The following is a 16,718-nucleotide window of genomic DNA, read 5'->3' as shown; positions in this document are numbered from 1 at the left end:
GTTCATTTGTCAAGGCAGACGCCCCCGGTTGGGGGCGTCTGTATGTTCTTTAAGCGTGATCATCATGCGGAAGCGAACCGTGCCCATGTCCGGCCATCCCGCCCGAGACTTCCTCGGTGGATTCGTCGGCCAGTTCGTCGGGCAAGACCAGATTAAGCACGATGGCGATCAGCGCTGCGGGCAGCAGGCCCGAGGTCAGCAGAATACGCGCCGTATCCGGCATGTGCTGCAGGGCGCCCGGCTCCAGTTGCAGGCCAAGACCGATGGACAGGGCGATTGCGAAGATCACCATGTTGCGGCGGTTCCAGTCCACATCCGACAGCATCGAGATACCGGCGGCCACGACCATGCCGAACATCACGATCACACCGCCGCCCAGCACTTCGATCGGGACGGTGCGGATGACGCCGCCGACCTTCGGCACCAGCCCGCAGATGATCAGGAAGATCGCACCGCAGGTCACGACGTGGCGGCTCATCACCCCCGTCATGGCGATCAGGCCGACATTCTGGCTGAACGAGGTGTTGGGGAAGGCGCCGAACATGCCTGCGATTGCCGTGCCGAAACCGTCGGCATAGGTTGCGCCCTGGATCTCGGTGTCGGTGGCTTCGCGGCCCGCGCCACCCTTGGTGATCCCGGACACGTCGCCCACGGTTTCAATGGCCGAGATAAAGGCCATCAGGCAGAAGCCGATGATCGCGGCGGCGGACATTTCGAACCCGTATTTGAAGGGCATCGGCAGGGCGAAGGCGCTTGCATTGCTCCATGATCCGGCGATGGCGTCCAGCGACAACATGCCGACCATGATCGCATAGATATAGCCGACGATCAGGCCGATCAGCACCGCCGAGATGGACAGCATCCCCTTGGTGAAGAATTTCAGGCCAAGCGTGACGATGATCACCACCAGCGCAGCGGACCAGTTCAGAAGCGAGCCGTATTCCGGTGTGCCGATCGCGGGCACACCACCGGCGGCATACTGGATGCCCACCTGCACCAGCGCCAGGCCGATCATGGTGACGACCAGCCCGGTGACGAGCGGGGGCAGGGCAAAACGCAGCTTGCCGATGAACGTGCCGAGGAAGGCGTGGAAGATACCACCGATGATCACACCGGTGAACAGGGCGGCCAGCCCGTCAACACCCTTGCCCGCGACGAGTGGGATCATGATCGGCAGGAACGCGAACGAGGTGCCCTGAACGATAGGCAGTGCCGCCCCGACCGGGCCAAGCGTGATGGTTTGCAGAAGCGTTGCCACACCGGCAAACAGCATCGACATTTGGATCAGATATAGAAGCTCGGGAAAATCGGGCGAGTTCGACCCGAAGCCGAAACCTGCCGCACCGGCGACGATGATCGCTGGTGTGACGTTCGAAACGAACATCGCCAGCACGTGTTGGATGCCCAGCGGGATCGCCTTGTGCAATGGGGGTGTATAATTTGGGTCGCGAAGCTGCTCCGCTGTCCCGATGGAATTGTCAGCCATGTGGTTTCCTCCCAATTTGACTGTTCGCGCTAGGCCCCCGCTTCTGCGGCGGGGTGCCCTGTTAGACTGATTGGACGATATAGGGATCGTCGAACCAGTGTTCTTGCAGGTTTGGCCCATCGCCAATGCGGTCGATGACGATGAACTGTCCCGGCTTTTCGATGGGGGCGAGCACGCCGTGCCAGATGCCCCGGTGCAGGTTGATGGATTGTCCCGGCTTGGACACGAAGGCCCGAAGGTTCACCGGCGTGCCGTTCTGATCTTCGGCCACAACGACCAGCATTGGCGTGCCGGAGACAGGCACAAAGGCCTGACTGCCGTCGGGGTGGCGTTCAACCATGTCGACCGTGTGAGGAAAGGTCCGTGCCTTTGCGTCGAACAGGCTGATCCCTGCGCGACCGTCTGCGAAGTCGAGCTGCGCCAGATCGTGGTGACGCCCGCACATGCCTTGGTTGATGATCTTGTCGGGGTCGCCTGACACCTCGATCACCTCACCAAATGGGGCGAAGGCGGTCGCGGTCAGGGGGTGAGGGATCAGCGGGCGGCTCACGGCAACAAGTCCTTCAGCCGGAATTGCGCGATGCGTTCGACCTGTCGACAGGCTTCGGCAAATTCGGTGTCGCGGTCATTGTCGATACGGGTATGAAAATTGGCGAGGATTGACGCCTTGTCGTGATCGCGCACCGCGATGATGAAGGGAAAGCCGTGTTTTTCCACATAAGCGGTGTTCAGTTTGGTGAAGGTCTCACGTTCCTCATCGGTCAGGTAGTCCAGCCCGGCACCCGCCTGTTCCGATGTGCTTTCGGCGGTTAGTTTGCCCGCGGCAGCCAGTTTGCCCGCCAGATCGGGGTGGGCGGTCAGAACGCCAAGGCGCTCGTCCTCGGTCGCGATGCGGAAGGCGCGGCACAGGGCGTTGTGCACCCCGGCGGCGCTGTCATGGGCGGGGCCAAGCTCCAGATCGAAGGCGCGTTCGGCGATCCATGGGGAATGTTCGAAGATCGAGCCATAGAGCGACACGAACCGCGCCTTGTCCATTTGACTTGGACGCTCAAACCGCTTGGGCGGGTGGGTTTTGGCCCAGTGATCGGCAATGTCGATGCGGCGCGGGGTCCAGACGCCGTCATGGGCCTGAATATGCTCGATAAACCGTTGCAGACCGGCGATCTTGCCGGGGCGGCCCACAAGACGGCAATGCAGACCCACGGTCATCATGGCGGGGCGTCCGGCTGCGCCTTCGGCATAAAGCGTGTCGAACGCGTCGGTCAGATAGTCGCCGAAATCCTGTCCCGTGACCCAGCCCGGCGCAGTGGCGAAGCGCATGTCATTGGCTTCCAGCGTATAGGGGATGATCAGTTGATCGCGATTGCCGACCTCCATCCAATAGGGCAGGTCGTCGTCATAGGTGTCGGAGACATAGGCAAAGCCACCTTCTTCGGCGGTCAGTCGCACGGTGTTTTCCGAACAGCGGCCCGTGTACCAGCCGCGCGGACGTTCGCCCACAACCTCGGTGTGCAGGCGCACGGCTTCGGCAATGGCGGCTCGTTCTGCGTCTTCTGGCATGTCCTTGTGTTCGATCCATTTCAGACCGTGGCTGGCAATCTCCCACCCCGCATCTTTCATGGCCTGAACCTGCTCCGGGCTGCGCGACAGCGCCCGGGCGACGCCATAGATGGTCAGCGGAATGCCAGCGCCGGTGAACAGCCGGTGCAGCCGCCAGAACCCGGCACGCGCGCCGTATTCATACATGCTTTCCATGTTCCAATGACGCTTGCCGGGCCACGGCGCAGCACCGGGAATGTCGGACAGGAACGCCTCGGACGCATCATCGCCGTGCAGCACGCAGTTTTCGGCGCCCTCTTCGTAGTTCAGCACAAATTGCACTGCGACTTTGGCGTTGCCCGGCCATTTCGGATCGGGTGGTGTCTGGCCATAGCCGCGCATATCACGAGTGTAGCGGTTCAACTCGGGTCTCCTCATTTTCTTTCTTATACCTCAGAATAATCTCAGCCACTTTCACATTTTTTTTGAAAGAGCTTTTTGCCACTTCTCTATGTATTGATGACAAGGCGCGGGACATTAATAGGATAACGCATAAGGAGACGCCACATGACCGGATATCTGACCACGCATGTTCTGGACACGGCCCGGGGTTGCCCGGCGGAAGGGCTTGAGATCGACCTGTATCGCATCGAAGGGGACAAGCGCACCCATTTGCGCAGCCTCAAGACCAATGATGATGGGCGCACGGATGAACAGATCCTGCCGGCCAGCGAGTTTGTCAAAGGCACATATGAACTGGTGTTCCATACGGGTGCGTATCTTGATGCCATAGGCACGCCACCTGAAGAGCCGCGCTTTCTGGATGAGGTGCCGTTGCGCTTCGGCATGTCGGAAGAGGCGCATTACCACGTGCCGCTTCTGCTGTCGCCCTTTGGCTATTCGACCTATCGGGGCAGCTAAGGCGCCCGTCTATTTTGGCATCGTCGCCAGAATGTGATCCACCATGAAGTCAATGAACAGGCGGGCCTTCGGGTCTTGCCTGCGACGGTGCATATACAAACAGGCGAGTTGAATGGGCAGGGGCGGCTCGTCCACCAGGACCGGCACCAGACGCCCCTTGGCCAGATGATCCGAAATCTCGAACACGGTTTTCAGAACGATCCCCTGTCCATCCAGTGCCCAGTTGGTCAGAATCTCGCCGTGATCTGATTCAAATGGCCCTGACACGGTCACACGTTTGACGCCGTCCGGGGTCTGAAGCGGCCATTGAAACTCGGGTGCGCCGGGATAGCGCAGGTTCAGACAATCATGCATATCGGTGCGCAGCTCGTCGCTGGAACCTGGCATACCGTGCTTCTTGATATAGTCGGGCGAGGCGCATAGCACGCGCGGGCAATCGGTGATCTTGCGAATGCGCAGGTTGCTGTCTTCCGGGACGCCCAGAAAAAATGCGGCGTCCAGACCTTCGGCGGCCAGATCGAGCTTGCGGTCTGATGACCGAAGGCGGATGTTGATCAGCGGATAGGCTTCTTTGAACTTCGGGACCGCCGGGGCAATGAAGCGTTGTGCAATGCCGATGGGTGCCGCGACATGCAGCGTGCCACGTGGCGACCGGGTGATGTCGCTGATGTCGGCCTCGGCGGCCTCGACCGCCTCAAGAATTTTGCTGGCCCCTTTATAGAAGGTGTTTCCCTGTTCGGTGGGGTTCAGCAGCCGCGTGGTTCGTTGAAACAGACGGATGCCCAGGTGCCCTTCCAGTTGCGAAATCCGCGATGACGCCACTGCCGCAGAGATCCGCAGATCGCGGGCGGCGGCAGACATGCTGCCCAATTCATAGACCCGCACGAAGGTTCTGATATTGTCCAGATACGCCATTTTTCGATTGTTCTTCTTTTTTTTGAAGCAGCTAGGTATTTTTTCCTAATATACGATAATCAGCCAGTGAGCTACCTTTTGCAAAAGCTCGGAGGAATACCTTATGCAAGATCTTGCTATCATGTGGGACTGGCTGGCCTTTGCGGTCCGTTGGTTGCACGTCATCACCGCGATGGCCTGGATTGGATCGTCCTTTTACTTTGTCGCGCTTGACCTGGGGCTGCGCAAGGCCCCCGATCTTCCCAAGGGTGCACATGGTGAAGAATGGCAGGTGCATGGGGGCGGGTTCTATCACATCCGCAAGTTTCTTGTGGCCCCTGAAAACATGCCCGAGCATCTGATCTGGTTCAAATGGGAAAGCTATACGACGTGGCTATCGGGCGCGGCCCTTTTGATGATCGTTTATTGGGTGGGTGGCGAGCTGTACCTGATCGACGCGCAGAAAGCTGATCTGGCGCTGTGGCAGGGGATCGTGATTTCGGCCGTGTCGCTGTCGATTGGGTGGCTGGTCTATGACCGGCTGTGCAAATCGCCTTTGGCGGAAAATCCGACCGTTTTGATGGTGTTGCTGTTCATTCTGCTGGTGGCGATGGGCTATGGCTATAACCAGATCTTCACGGGCCGGGCGACGATGCTGCATCTGGGGGCTTTCACCGCGACCATCATGACCGCGAATGTGTTCTTCATCATTATGCCGAACCAGCGCATCGTGGTGAAAGACCTTCAGGAAGGCCGCACGCCGGATGCCAAATACGGTAAGATCGCCAAGCTGCGGTCGACCCACAATAACTATCTGACCCTGCCGGTGATCTTCCTGATGCTGTCCAATCACTATCCGCTGGCGTTTGCTTCGGACTACAACTGGATCATTGCGGCGCTGGTGTTCCTGATGGGCGTGTCGATCCGGCATTACTTCAACTCGAATCACGCAGGGACGAGCGATCCGAAATGGACGTGGCTGGTGACGGCGGTACTGTTCATCCTGATCATGTGGCTGTCTACCGCGCCGTTGGAAAACGATACGCTGGAAGAGGCTGAAGCCCGCCCGCTGACCGCGACCGAGCAGGTCTTTGCCAATGCCGAAGGGTTTGAAGAGGTCCAGGACATTGTCCTGGGCCGCTGTTCCATGTGTCATGCGCGCGAGGTCTATTACGACGGCATCCGCCGGGCACCCAAGAACATCCATCTGGAAACCACCGGCGATATCGCCCGCGCTGCGCGGCAGATATATATTCAGGCTGGCGTGACGGTCGCCATGCCGCCCGCAAACGTGTCGTTCATGGAAGAAGAAGAGCGCAAGAAGATCGTCAAATGGTATCGCAATGCGGCCAAGGACTTGCCTTTCAATATTGCGTCGAACTGAGTTCTTTTCGTTCTCCTTGCTTTTCAGCAAGATAGGGGATTTGTCGCAACCCAGTTTAGAATGTGCCCTGCGTCTAAGTATATTTCGCATAATTTGAATTATGTTAAGTCCAATGGACCCATTTGATTGGCTCTGTTGCTGCCAATGACTGCAATCTGTTTTGCATCAGGCGTTCGACAGGCGTTGACGGGCAATTGCTATGAAAACGCGGCAGCCATGTCCCAAGGCTGTGTCGTTGAAGTCGTAGGTCGGGCTGTGGAGCGGTGCGGATGTCTCTCCATTTCCGATAAACGCAAAGCAACCTGGCACGTGGTCAAGGAACCGCGCGAAATCCTCTGACGCGGTCATCGGTTGGGATGCTTCCGTCACTTGGGTCGAAACCGTTTCAGCGGCGGTCAGCACCTCGGCGGTCAGGTCGGCATCATTGATCAGCGGCACAAATTCCCGCGTATAGGAGACTTTCGCTTCAACGCCATATGCCGCCGCGATCCCGCTGGCAATCCGGCGCATTTCGGCTTCGATCCGGGTCGAAACCTCGGGCCGAAAACTTCTTGCGTCCCCCAGGATCCGGGCGTGACCCGGCAAGGCATTGCGTGTGCCATCGGTTAGGATTTCGGTGACGGACAGAACCGCAACATCGGTCGGATCCAGTCGGCGCGCCACGATGGTTTGCAGATCCAAGACCAGCGCACATGCGGGGACCATGGTTTCGCGGGTGGTCTGGGGCCGTGCAGCATGTCCCCCCTGACCGTGCAGTGTGATCTCGAAATTATCCTCGGCCGACATGATCGGACCGGGGCGGGATTCCAAGTGTCCGACAGGCAGCCCCGGAAGGTTGTGCAGTCCAAAAACCTCGTCAAACGGGAAGCGCGACAACAACCCATCCGTGATCATCGCCAGCGCGCCTTTGCCCCATTCTTCGGCAGGCTGAAACAGAAAGCGGATGGTGCCGTCAAACCCGCCTTCTTGCGCCAACACCTGTGCAGCGCCCAGAAGCATCGCGGTGTGCCCGTCATGCCCACAGGCGTGCATGACTCCTTTGTTGGTTGAAGCCCAGCCGGTTTCGCTGGTCTCGGTGATGCGCAGGGCGTCCATATCCGCGCGCAATGCAATGGCGCGGTTTGAGGTGCCACGCTGCACGGTTCCGACCACCCCGGTGCCACCGACGCCCTCGGTCACATCTAGTCCGAAGCTGCGAAGTTTTTCTGCCACGAACGCGGCTGTGCGGACTTCTTCAAAGCCGAACTCCGGGTGTCGGTGCAGATCGTGGCGCCATGCGGTCATTTCGGCTTCAAGGGCGGTCGTGTCCATCATTTGTGCCCATTCCGTACGGCGTCGGGCGTGCGGCCGATGATCTCGGTATACAGCGCAGGGTCGGTTGCGCCTTCGGTGTTGATCACCAGAAGCCGTGCATCGGAACCAAGGCCAATTTTCGCGGCGAGGTCCGGGTCTTTCAAAACGGCGATGGCACCGGCCAGCCCGACCCCACCGCTTTCGCCCGCGACGATCGCGGGATCGCCGGCAACAGGGTGTGCAAGACGGCGCATGACCGATGGTGCATCGTCTTCGTCGACGGTCATGAACCCATCCGCGACACGTTCCAGAACCCGGAAGGCAACTTTCGATGGTTCATAGCATTCCAGCATCGCCATGACGGTTGGCTCGGTCTCTTCGACCTTCACCGGGTGCTGTTGCTGGACACTGGCCAGCACACATGCCGCCCGGGTTGGTTCGACAACGGTGACATGGGGGCGATCCTTGTCTAACAGCACGGCCAGATGTCCGGCGATGGCCGCGGCAAAGCCGCCGACGCCGGCCTGAAGGAACACATGGGTTGGCGGTTGCGGCAGGTCTGCCAGCGCTTCGCGGACGATGGCAGTATATCCCTGCATCACCAAACCGGGGATCTTCTCGTATCCCGGCCATGACGTATCCGATAGCACGGTCCAGCCCCTTTGGGCCGCAACGGCTGACGCCTCCGCGACCGAGTCATCGTAATTCCCCGCCACGCGCATGATTTCGGCCCCGAAACCTGCGATGGCGTCAATGCGGGACTGGCTGACGCCCGCGTGGACGAATATCACGGCCTTAGCCCCCATCAACTGCGCCCCCTGTGCGACGGACCGCCCGTGATTGCCATCGGTGGCGCAGGCAAAGGTCATGCCGCGTGCGATCATGCGCACCTCGTCGGACAGCAGGTCATCGACGGGGATCGTGCGGCCCAGTTGGTGCGCGGCCTCGCTATGCACCAGTCGCATCAATGCGTAGGCTCCGCCAAGGGCTTTGAAACTGCCCAAGCCCAGCCGATACCCTTCGTCCTTCAGATGCACCGCGCCAAGGTTCAGCGCCTTTGCAAGACCGGGAAGCGCCACAAGGGGCGTGGGGTCGCTGTTGTCCCTTAAAGTCAGGATACGGGCAACGTCATCGGCCCCGGCACGTCCAAGGGTTTCGGCATCGCGCGGATCCAGAGGGGTGCCATAGGTCGGAAGGCTGTTGTGCAGATACATGAAGAACTCCGTGTTTGCAGAAACAATATTGCAAGGTATCCGAAATTTGCGCTGATTTTTCGGGGGTGTTGTGCAATTTTGTTTCACATGACCCAACTTGACGCTTTCGACCTTGCCATACTGCGTATCCTCCAGCGCGATACCTCTACATCCCAACGGAAGATTGGTGAGGCGGTGAACTTGTCCGCGCCATCCGTGCAACGTCGCATTCGCCGAATGGAGGCTGACGGAGTCATCACCGCCAACGTGGCGGTTATCGACCCGGACAAGGTCGGGCTGCCCCTGACGATATTCGTGCAGGTCGAACTGGTCAGCGAAACCCCGGCTGAGATTGACCTGATGAAGCGCCGGTTTCGCGATGCCCCCGAGGTGCAGCAGTGTTTCTATGTCACCGGCGAGGCAGATTTCATGTTGGTTGTCGTCGTCGAAAGCATGGCGGCGTATGAAGGTTTCACCCGCCGGGTCTTCTTTCAGGACAGCAATATTCGCAAGTTTCGCACTTTCGTGTCCATGGATGCCGTAAAAACGGGCACGGGGTTGAACGTCTAACGCCCTTCACCCAACAGCGGCTTGCTGTGCTCGATCACAAAGTCGACAAACAGGCGGATCTTGGGATCCTGCAACTTCTTGTGAGGATACAGGCAGCCGAAAATCGTCGGCACCGGTGGCGTGTCAGGCAGCACCTCGATCAGGCTGCCGTCGCGCAAATGCTCGGCCACGTCGAAACGGGGTTTGTTCACGATGCCGCGCCCATCCAGCGCCCAGGCGGTCAGAACGTCCCCGTCATCGACATCGTATTTGCCCGCAACCTCAAACTTGCGCGGGCCGGTTTGGGTCTGCAGCACCCAGAAATACTCGGGCGAGCGGGGATATCTAAGCAGCAGACAGTTGAACCGGTCGTTCAGCAGGTCGTCTGGTGTCTGCGGTGTTCCGTTTCGGGCCAGATATGTCGGGGACGCGCATAACACCCGGCCACAATCGTGGATCTTGCGCAGCTTCAGGTTCGAATCGCTGGGCGTTCCGATGAAAAAGGCGACGTCCAGACCGTCGGCCATGATGTCCACCTTGCGGTCGGACAGGCGCATTTGCACCCGTGTGTCGGGAAACGCGTCGATAAAACGGGGCACCAAAGGCGCAATAATCCGGCGTCCGGCGCCCAAGGGCGCGGTCACACGAATGGTGCCGCGCGGGGCGTGCGAGAAGTTGGCGACCTTCGACTCCGCGATGTCCACCGTTTCCAGAACCGCCTTGGCTTCGTGGTAAAACAGCTTGCCCACCTCGGTCGGTGACAGCGACCGCGTGGTGCGATTGAACAGCCGCACACCAAGGTGTTTTTCCAATTCCTTGATGCGCTTACTGGCCACCGCCGGGGTCAGGCGCAGATCGCGCCCGCCGGACGTGATGCTTCCCAAATCGACAACGCGCACGAAGACGCGGAGGCTTTCGATATAGGACATGGTGGCCTTTCAACAGTCGGTGTGGTTGGCGCCCAGCGTGCCATGCGCAATGCCGATTTTCAATGATATGTTGAAAGTCTTTGCCGATTGCGCCCCTTATTGGACGCATTAACCCGCGCTATGGTTTTTGGGAATGGTCCAACATGACCCGTTTTCAGGAGCCACCATGACACATCGTAGCCACATACACTTTCTTCTGAATGGGCAACGCGTCAGCGTCGCCGAAGTCGGCGCGGATCAGACATTGCTGGATTACTTGCGTCTGAACCGGCGTCTGACCGGCACCAAGGAAGGTTGTGCGGAAGGCGATTGCGGGGCCTGCACCGTGTTGGTGGGGCGGCTGACCGATGACGGTCTGACCTATGAACCGGTGAATGCCTGTATCCGTTTTCTGGCCTCGCTGGATGGGTGTCACGTGGTGACGATCGAACATGTGTCCGGCCCCGATGGGCGCCTGCACCCCGTGCAACAGGCGATGGTGGATCACCATGGTAGCCAGTGCGGCTTCTGCACACCCGGCTTCGTTATGTCTCTGTACGCGCTGTGGATGGAAACGCCGGAGCCGACGGAAGCTCAGGTTGAAACCGCGCTGCAAGGCAACCTTTGCCGTTGCACAGGGTACGAGCCGATCATCCGCGCAGCGGTTGCGGTCAGCCGCTATGGCACCCCGTCCGCCGACCATCTGAACACCGAGCGCGAGGCGGTCATCGCCCAACTGCGTGATTTGCAGGATGGCCAGCGCGTCGTCACCGGCCCTGCCGATAATCAGGCCATTTTGCCCGCTGATGTGGATGATCTGGCCGGGGTTCTGCTGGACCACCCAAAAGCAACCATTGTCGCCGGTGCCACCGATGTCGGGCTGTGGGTCACGAAGTTCCTGCGCCCTATCGGCCCCGCCGTGTTCATCGGCCATCTTCGCGAAATGAAAACCGTGCACAGGGACGGGGATGCGCTGATCATCGGGGCAACCGCCACCTATACCGAATGTCAGGACGCCATCGCCGAGATTTTCCCGCATCTGACCCCCTATTGGGACCGGATCGCTGGCTGGCAGGTGCGCAACATGGGCACCGTGGGCGGCAACATCGCCAACGGCTCGCCCATTGGCGACACCCCACCCGTGCTGATCGCGCTGGGGGCCGAGGTCACGCTGCGCCATGGCTCCGACCGCCGCACCATGGCCTTGCAGGATTTCTTCATCGACTATGGCAAGCAGGACCGCAAACCGGGTGAGTTTGTCGAAAGCATCCGCGTCCCCTGCCCCGCGCCCGGACAACGCGATGCGGCCTATAAGATTTCCAAGCGGCGGGACGAGGATATCTCGTCGGTCGCGGTCGGGATCAGCGTCACGCTGACCGACAACGTGATCACCGGTGCACGCATTGCCTTCGGTGGAATGGCGGCCACGCCCAAACGCGCCGCCGCTGCCGAAGCCGCGCTGTTGGGTCAGGCGTGGGGCGAAGCGGCGTTTGACGCCGCCGCAAATGCCCTGCCGCAGGATTTCCAACCCCTGAGTGATTGGCGCGCGTCATCCGAGTATCGGATGCTGTCGGCCCAGAACCTTCTGCGCCGGTTCTTTCTGTACCATGACGACGCCACCCCCGCCCCCGTTCAACTGGCCACCGCGTAAGGAGCTGACGATATGAAAGACAATGTATCCATCCGTGGTGCCGCCCATACAGACCGCATCCATGACAGTGCCACCAAACATGTCACAGGCGCGGCTGACTATACCGACGATATCGTCGAACCCGTGGGCACCCTGCACGCTTATCTGGGCGTGTCGGACGTGGCCCATGCCGCTATCCGCAGCCTTGACCTTGACGCCGTGCGCGCTGCCCCCGGTGTGGTGGGTGTGCTGACCGCCGCCGACATTCCGGGCCACAACGACATCAGCCCCACCGGGCAGAATGACGAGCCGGTGTTTCCCACCGACAAGATCCAGTTTCACGGCCAGCCCCTGTTTGCCGTCATCGCCGAAACCCGTGACGTCGCGCGCCGGGCCGCCGAACTGGCCAAGGTTGACTGCGAGGTTTTGCCCCACGCGCTGGACCCGATTGCCGCGCAGGATGCAGGTTATCCCCATGTCACCGCGCCCCTGAAGCTGGAACGCGGCGCGGTGGAGCCGGCCTTTGAGACGGCCACCAACCGCATCAAGGGCCGGATGGAAGTGGGCGGGCAGGACCACATGTATCTGGAAGGCCATATCGCCTTCGCCATCCCCGGCGAGGATGACGACGTGGTCGTCCACTGTTCAACCCAGCACCCGAGCGAGGCACAGCATATGGTCGCCCATGTGCTTGGCGTGCCCTCGAACGCGGTCACGGTGAACGTGCGCCGGATGGGCGGCGGGTTTGGCGGCAAGGAAAGCCAGATGAACCTGTTCTGTGTGGTCGCCGCAATGGCCGCCAAGAAATGGGGCCGTGCGGTGAAAATCCGCCCCGACCGCGATCAGGACATGACCGCCACCGGCAAGCGGCATGACTTCGTGATCGACTATGACGTGGCCTTCGATGACGCGGGCCGGATCGAGGCTGTGGACGGCACCTTTGCCGCGCGCTGTGGCTATACATCGGACCTGTCCGGCCCGGTCACGGACCGTGCGCTGTTTCACGCGGACAACGCCTATTTCTATCCGAATGTGCGGCTGGTCAGTCACCCGATGAAGACCAACACGGTCTCGAACACCGCGTTTCGCGGCTTTGGCGGCCCGCAAGGGGTAATCGCCGCCGAACGCATCATCGAAGAAATCGCCTTCGCCACCGGGCAAGACCCGCTGGATGTGCGCAAGGCCAATTTCTATGGCGGCAAGGGTCGCGACCTGACCCCTTATCACCAAGAGGTCGAGGATAGCATTCTTGACCGTCTGGTGGGTGAGTTGGAGGACAGCGCGGACTACCGCGCGCGGCGCGCGGCGATCCTCGACTTCAACGCCACCTCGCGCGTTCTGAAAAGGGGCATCGCGCTGACGCCGGTCAAGTTCGGCATCTCGTTCACTGCGACATGGTATAATCAGGCGGGTGCGCTGGTGCATGTCTATAACGACGGCTCGATCCACCTGAACCACGGCGGCACCGAAATGGGTCAGGGCCTGAACACCAAGGTCGCCCAGGTGGTGGCCGAAGCGTTCCAGGTTGACTTCGACCGCATCAAGATCACCAAGACCACGACCGAGAAAGTGCCGAACACATCCGCCACCGCCGCGTCGTCGGGCACCGACCTGAACGGTATGGCCGCGCTGAACGCGGTTGAACAGATCAAGGCGCGTTTGGTCAATTTCGCCGCCGAGAAATGGAACGTCGCCCCCGACGCCGTGCAATTCGAACCCAATCAGGTGCGTATCGGGGACGAGGTTCTTTCCTTCGATGCCTTCATCAAACAGGCCTATATGGCGCGGGTTCAGCTTTCCGCCGCGGGTTTCTACAAAACGCCGAAAATCCACTGGGACCGCGCGTCGGGCAAGGGGCGGCCCTTCTATTACTACGCCTATGGCGCGGCCTGCTCCGAGGTCACGATCGACACGCTGACCGGCGAATACCGGGTGGACCGCACCGACATCCTGCATGATGTGGGCCGGTCGCTGAACCCCGTTCTGGACAAGGGACAGGTCGAAGGCGCGTTCATTCAGGGCATGGGCTGGCTGACCACGGAAGAGCTGTGGTGGGACGATGCAGGCCGTTTGCGCACCCATGCGCCGTCGACCTACAAGATCCCGCTGGCCTCTGACCGGCCGCGCGTGTTCAACGTGAAGCTGGCCGACTGGTCGGAAAACCGCGAATTGACAATCAAGCGGTCAAAAGCGGTGGGTGAGCCGCCTTTCATGCTGGGCATTTCGGTGTTCGAGGCCTTGTCGATGGCTGTTGCCTCGGTCGCCGATTATCGCATCTGCCCGCGTCTGGACGCCCCCGCCACGCCCGAACGTGTGCTGATGGCCGTCGAACGCCTGAAGGCGGCGGGCTGACCCATGGCCCAGCCCGTGCGCACCCTGTCCGACTTTCTGTCCCGGAACGGGCCGGTCATTCGCGTGACCCTGACCCGGGTGCGCGGCTCGTCCCCGCGCAACGAAGGGACCGAGATGTTCGTGACGCGGGACCGTCTGTGGGGCACCATCGGCGGCGGGCAGTTGGAGTTCATCGCCATAGACCGCGCCCGTGACATGCTGACGGGTGGCGTTCTGAACCTTGATCTGGACGTGCCGCTTGGCCCCGAAATCGGCCAGTGTTGCGGGGGGCGGGTCGAGCTGTCGCTGGCGCGGATGCGCCGGGCCGACAAGCATGACGCTCTGATGCGCGCGCAGGATCAGGCCGCGCATCTGCCCCATGTCTATGTCATGGGGGCAGGTCACGTGGGCCGCGCGCTGGCCGATGTGTTCCAGCACATGCCGGTCCGCTGCATCCTGATCGACAGCCGCGAGGAGGAACTGACCCAGTGCCGCGCCGATGTCGAAACAAGGCTCAGCGTGATCCCCGAGGTTGACATCGCCAACGCGCCTGCCGGCAGCGCCTTTGTCGTGCTGACCCATGACCATGCGCTTGATTTCTTGCTGACACTTGCCGCGTTGGAAAAGGGCGATACGGCCTATGTCGGCATGATCGGGTCGGCCACCAAGCGCGCCAAGTTTCGCAACTGGGTCCGCCAGCATGGCGACGATCACAGCACCGAACACTTGATTTGCCCCATCGGGGCAAGCGGCAGCCGCGACAAGCGGCCCAGCGTCATCGCGGCTTTCGTGGCGGCGGAAGTGATCGCTGATTTGACCTCTGAAACTGCCGCGAACCCCCAGCAATGGGACATGGGAGCGCCCATCACGGGCAATCAATCAGACCGAAAGGATAGCACCGCCCTTCAGGCGCGTGACTGACCACAGGTCACAGAGGAGGAGACCGTCATGGACGGGACAACGTATAACTACAAGCTTTTTGCGCGCAATGACTTCAGCGCGTTCTGGGCGCTGTTTACCGACAACCTGATCAACCTGATCGTGCTGGCAGGGGTCTGCCAGTTCGTATTCAACATGCCCGCCGAGATCGTGTTCGGCCGCATCCTGCCCGGCGCCGCCGTGGCGATTATGGCCGGTGTGGCGGTCTATACATGGCTAGCCAAACGCGCCGCCGCCCGGCACGGGCGTGACGTGACCGCCCTGCCCTATGGCATCTCGACTCCCGTGATGTTTGTCTATCTGTTCGGGGTGATCGGGCCGATCTATTGGTCCACCAACGACGCAACCCTTGCGTGGCAGGTAGGCATCGGCGCGGGCTTCATGGGCGGGATCGTCGCGGGCCTTGGCGCCATTGTCGGCCCGTGGCTGAAACGCGTGACGCCCCGTGCGGGCATGCTGGGCACGCTTTGCGGCATCGCGCTGGTGTTCATCGGCACCGTGCCGCTGGCCACCGTGTTCGAAGACCCGTTCATCGGCTTTGCCTCGATGATCATCATCCTGTGGGGTCTGGTCGGGCGCTTCCGCCTGCCCTTCAACATTCCCGCCGGTCTTCTGGCGCTGATCGTCGGCACCGTCGTGGCTCTGGCCATGGGCAAGGCTTCGGTCAGTTTCGACGGCGTGGGCTTCTATCCCCCCGTTCCTTATATCGGCGACCTGATTGCCGGTATTCAGCACCTGTTTGCCAATCCCGAGCTGTTTCTGGTTCTGGTGCCGGTGCAAATCTACAACTTCATCGAAACCATGAACAACGTCGAAAGCGCCGAGGCCGCTGGCGACCACTACCCGGTCGCGACCTGTCAGGTGACGGATGGCGTCGGCACGATGATCGGCGCGGTCTTTGGCTCGCCCTTCCCCACCACCGCCTATATCGGCCACCCGGCTTACAAGCGGATGGGCGCGCATTCAGGCTATATCATCGCGGTCGGTCTGGTCATTCCCTTCGCGGCGTTCTTTGGGCTTCTGGCCTTCCTGAACAACCTGATCCCCGTGGCCGCCGCAGCACCGGTTCTGGTCTTCGTGGCGCTGAGCCTGATTACAAACACGGCGCATTCCGTGAAAACCGAGCATATGGCGGCTGTGACCATCGCGATGATGCCGCATGTCTCGTCCTTCCTTGTCACCAAGTGGGGGTCTTTGATGGGCGCGCTTGGCGCAACCGGGGTCGAAGGCCTGCCGCAACTGGGGGACGAGGCGCTCACCGCCGCGCTGTTGCAGCAAGGCGCGCATTTCGAAGGCCATCTGGCCCTCAGCCAGGGGGCCATTCTGACCGGCCTGATCTGGGGCGCCATCGTGGCCAGTGTGATTGACGGACGGTTCCGCAACGCCGGTGGCTTTGCGCTTGCCGCCTGTGGCATGTCGCTGGTTGGTATCATCCACTCCGCCAGCCTGCACTGGCCCAGCTTCAGCGGCGTCAGCATGGGTTACCTGATCGCGGCGGCTTTCCTGTTCATCTATCCGCAATTCCACAAGGAAGACGAGATCGTGAACAAGAACCTGCCGACGGACGAGCCGCAAATTACGCCGGGCGAATAGCCCTCCCTTTCGCCCAAACTCAGCACAGGGCGCGTCGTGCGTCCTGTGCCTTTTCTTG

General features: G+C 60.8%; 14 protein-coding genes. 7 read left to right on the top strand and 7 right to left on the bottom strand.

Annotation, left to right across the window (positions count from 1 at the left end; all coding sequences use genetic code 11):
- Positions 1-49 precede the first annotated feature (49 nt).
- The 3 genes from J3R80_RS16210 to puuE form a co-directional block, all read right to left on the bottom strand.
- Positions 50-1,486 carry a nucleobase:cation symporter-2 family protein gene (locus J3R80_RS16210; protein WP_275394844.1) on the bottom strand — a complete coding sequence of 479 codons (1,437 nt, stop codon included), beginning with the start codon at positions 1,484-1,486 and terminating at the stop codon, positions 50-52.
- Positions 1,487-1,547: 61 nt separating this feature from the next.
- Positions 1,548-2,036: an ureidoglycolate lyase gene (locus tag J3R80_RS16205; protein ID WP_275394843.1), complete on the bottom strand. Its 489-nt coding sequence runs from the start codon at positions 2,034-2,036 to the stop codon at positions 1,548-1,550.
- Complete coding sequence (gene puuE / locus J3R80_RS16200; RefSeq protein WP_275394842.1) at positions 2,033-3,448, bottom strand: allantoinase PuuE; 1,416 nt, start codon at positions 3,446-3,448, stop codon at positions 2,033-2,035. The genes J3R80_RS16205 and puuE overlap by 4 nt, the downstream gene beginning before the upstream one ends.
- Before the next feature lie 144 nt (positions 3,449-3,592).
- On the opposite strand from puuE, the gene uraH reads away from it, so the two are divergent.
- Positions 3,593-3,946 (top strand): hydroxyisourate hydrolase, encoded by a 354-nt coding sequence (gene uraH, locus J3R80_RS16195; RefSeq protein ID WP_275394841.1) that lies wholly within the window; start codon positions 3,593-3,595, stop codon positions 3,944-3,946.
- A 9-nt stretch (positions 3,947-3,955) separates the two neighbouring features.
- On the opposite strand, the gene J3R80_RS16190 is transcribed toward uraH, so the two are convergent.
- The gene (locus tag J3R80_RS16190) at positions 3,956-4,861 is read right to left on the bottom strand and encodes a LysR family transcriptional regulator (RefSeq protein WP_275394840.1); all 906 of its coding nucleotides are present in this window, start codon (positions 4,859-4,861) and stop codon (positions 3,956-3,958) included.
- A gap of 103 nt (positions 4,862-4,964) precedes the next feature.
- Here J3R80_RS16190 and J3R80_RS16185 point away from each other — a divergent pair, with 103 nt between their 5' ends.
- Positions 4,965-6,224, top strand: a complete 1,260-nt coding sequence (locus J3R80_RS16185) for a urate hydroxylase PuuD (RefSeq protein ID WP_275394839.1) — start codon at positions 4,965-4,967, stop codon at positions 6,222-6,224.
- Positions 6,225-6,389: 165 nt separating this feature from the next.
- Here J3R80_RS16185 and J3R80_RS16180 read toward each other — a convergent pair whose 3' ends face one another.
- A complete protein-coding gene (locus J3R80_RS16180) occupies positions 6,390-7,538 on the bottom strand; it encodes a M20 aminoacylase family protein (RefSeq protein ID WP_275394838.1) in 1,149 nt (382 codons plus the stop codon).
- On the bottom strand, positions 7,535-8,731 hold the full coding sequence (locus J3R80_RS16175) for a diaminopropionate ammonia-lyase (protein ID WP_275394837.1): 1,197 nt from the start codon (positions 8,729-8,731) through the stop codon (positions 7,535-7,537). The genes J3R80_RS16180 and J3R80_RS16175 overlap by 4 nt, the downstream gene beginning before the upstream one ends.
- Positions 8,732-8,818: 87 nt before the next feature.
- Here J3R80_RS16175 and J3R80_RS16170 point away from each other — a divergent pair, with 87 nt between their 5' ends.
- Positions 8,819-9,280, top strand: a complete 462-nt coding sequence (locus tag J3R80_RS16170; RefSeq protein ID WP_275394836.1) for an Lrp/AsnC family transcriptional regulator — start codon at positions 8,819-8,821, stop codon at positions 9,278-9,280.
- On the opposite strand, the gene J3R80_RS16165 is transcribed toward J3R80_RS16170, so the two are convergent.
- Positions 9,277-10,188 (bottom strand): LysR family transcriptional regulator, encoded by a 912-nt coding sequence (locus J3R80_RS16165; RefSeq protein WP_275394835.1) that lies wholly within the window; start codon positions 10,186-10,188, stop codon positions 9,277-9,279. The genes J3R80_RS16170 and J3R80_RS16165 overlap by 4 nt on opposite strands.
- A gap of 166 nt (positions 10,189-10,354) precedes the next feature.
- On the opposite strand from J3R80_RS16165, the gene xdhA reads away from it, so the two are divergent.
- Genes xdhA through J3R80_RS16145 form a run of 4 tightly spaced genes read left to right on the top strand, consistent with a single transcriptional unit; the run spans position 10,355 to position 16,660 of the window.
- Positions 10,355-11,818: a xanthine dehydrogenase small subunit gene (xdhA, locus tag J3R80_RS16160; RefSeq protein ID WP_275394834.1), complete on the top strand. Its 1,464-nt coding sequence runs from the start codon at positions 10,355-10,357 to the stop codon at positions 11,816-11,818.
- A gap of 12 nt (positions 11,819-11,830) precedes the next feature.
- Positions 11,831-14,149, top strand: a complete 2,319-nt coding sequence (xdhB, locus tag J3R80_RS16155) for a xanthine dehydrogenase molybdopterin binding subunit (protein WP_275394833.1) — start codon at positions 11,831-11,833, stop codon at positions 14,147-14,149.
- A 3-nt stretch (positions 14,150-14,152) separates the two neighbouring features.
- Positions 14,153-15,049, top strand: a complete 897-nt coding sequence (xdhC, locus tag J3R80_RS16150; protein ID WP_275394832.1) for a xanthine dehydrogenase accessory protein XdhC — start codon at positions 14,153-14,155, stop codon at positions 15,047-15,049.
- Between the two features lie 27 nt (positions 15,050-15,076).
- Positions 15,077-16,660, top strand: a complete 1,584-nt coding sequence (locus J3R80_RS16145) for a xanthine/uracil/vitamin C permease (protein ID WP_275394831.1) — start codon at positions 15,077-15,079, stop codon at positions 16,658-16,660.
- Positions 16,661-16,718 lie beyond the last annotated feature (58 nt).

The sequence above is a fragment of the Aliiroseovarius sp. Z3 genome, assembly GCF_029105185.1.
Lineage (GTDB): Bacteria > Pseudomonadota > Alphaproteobacteria > Rhodobacterales > Rhodobacteraceae > Aliiroseovarius.
This window is presented reverse-complemented; position numbering and strand designations above follow the sequence as displayed.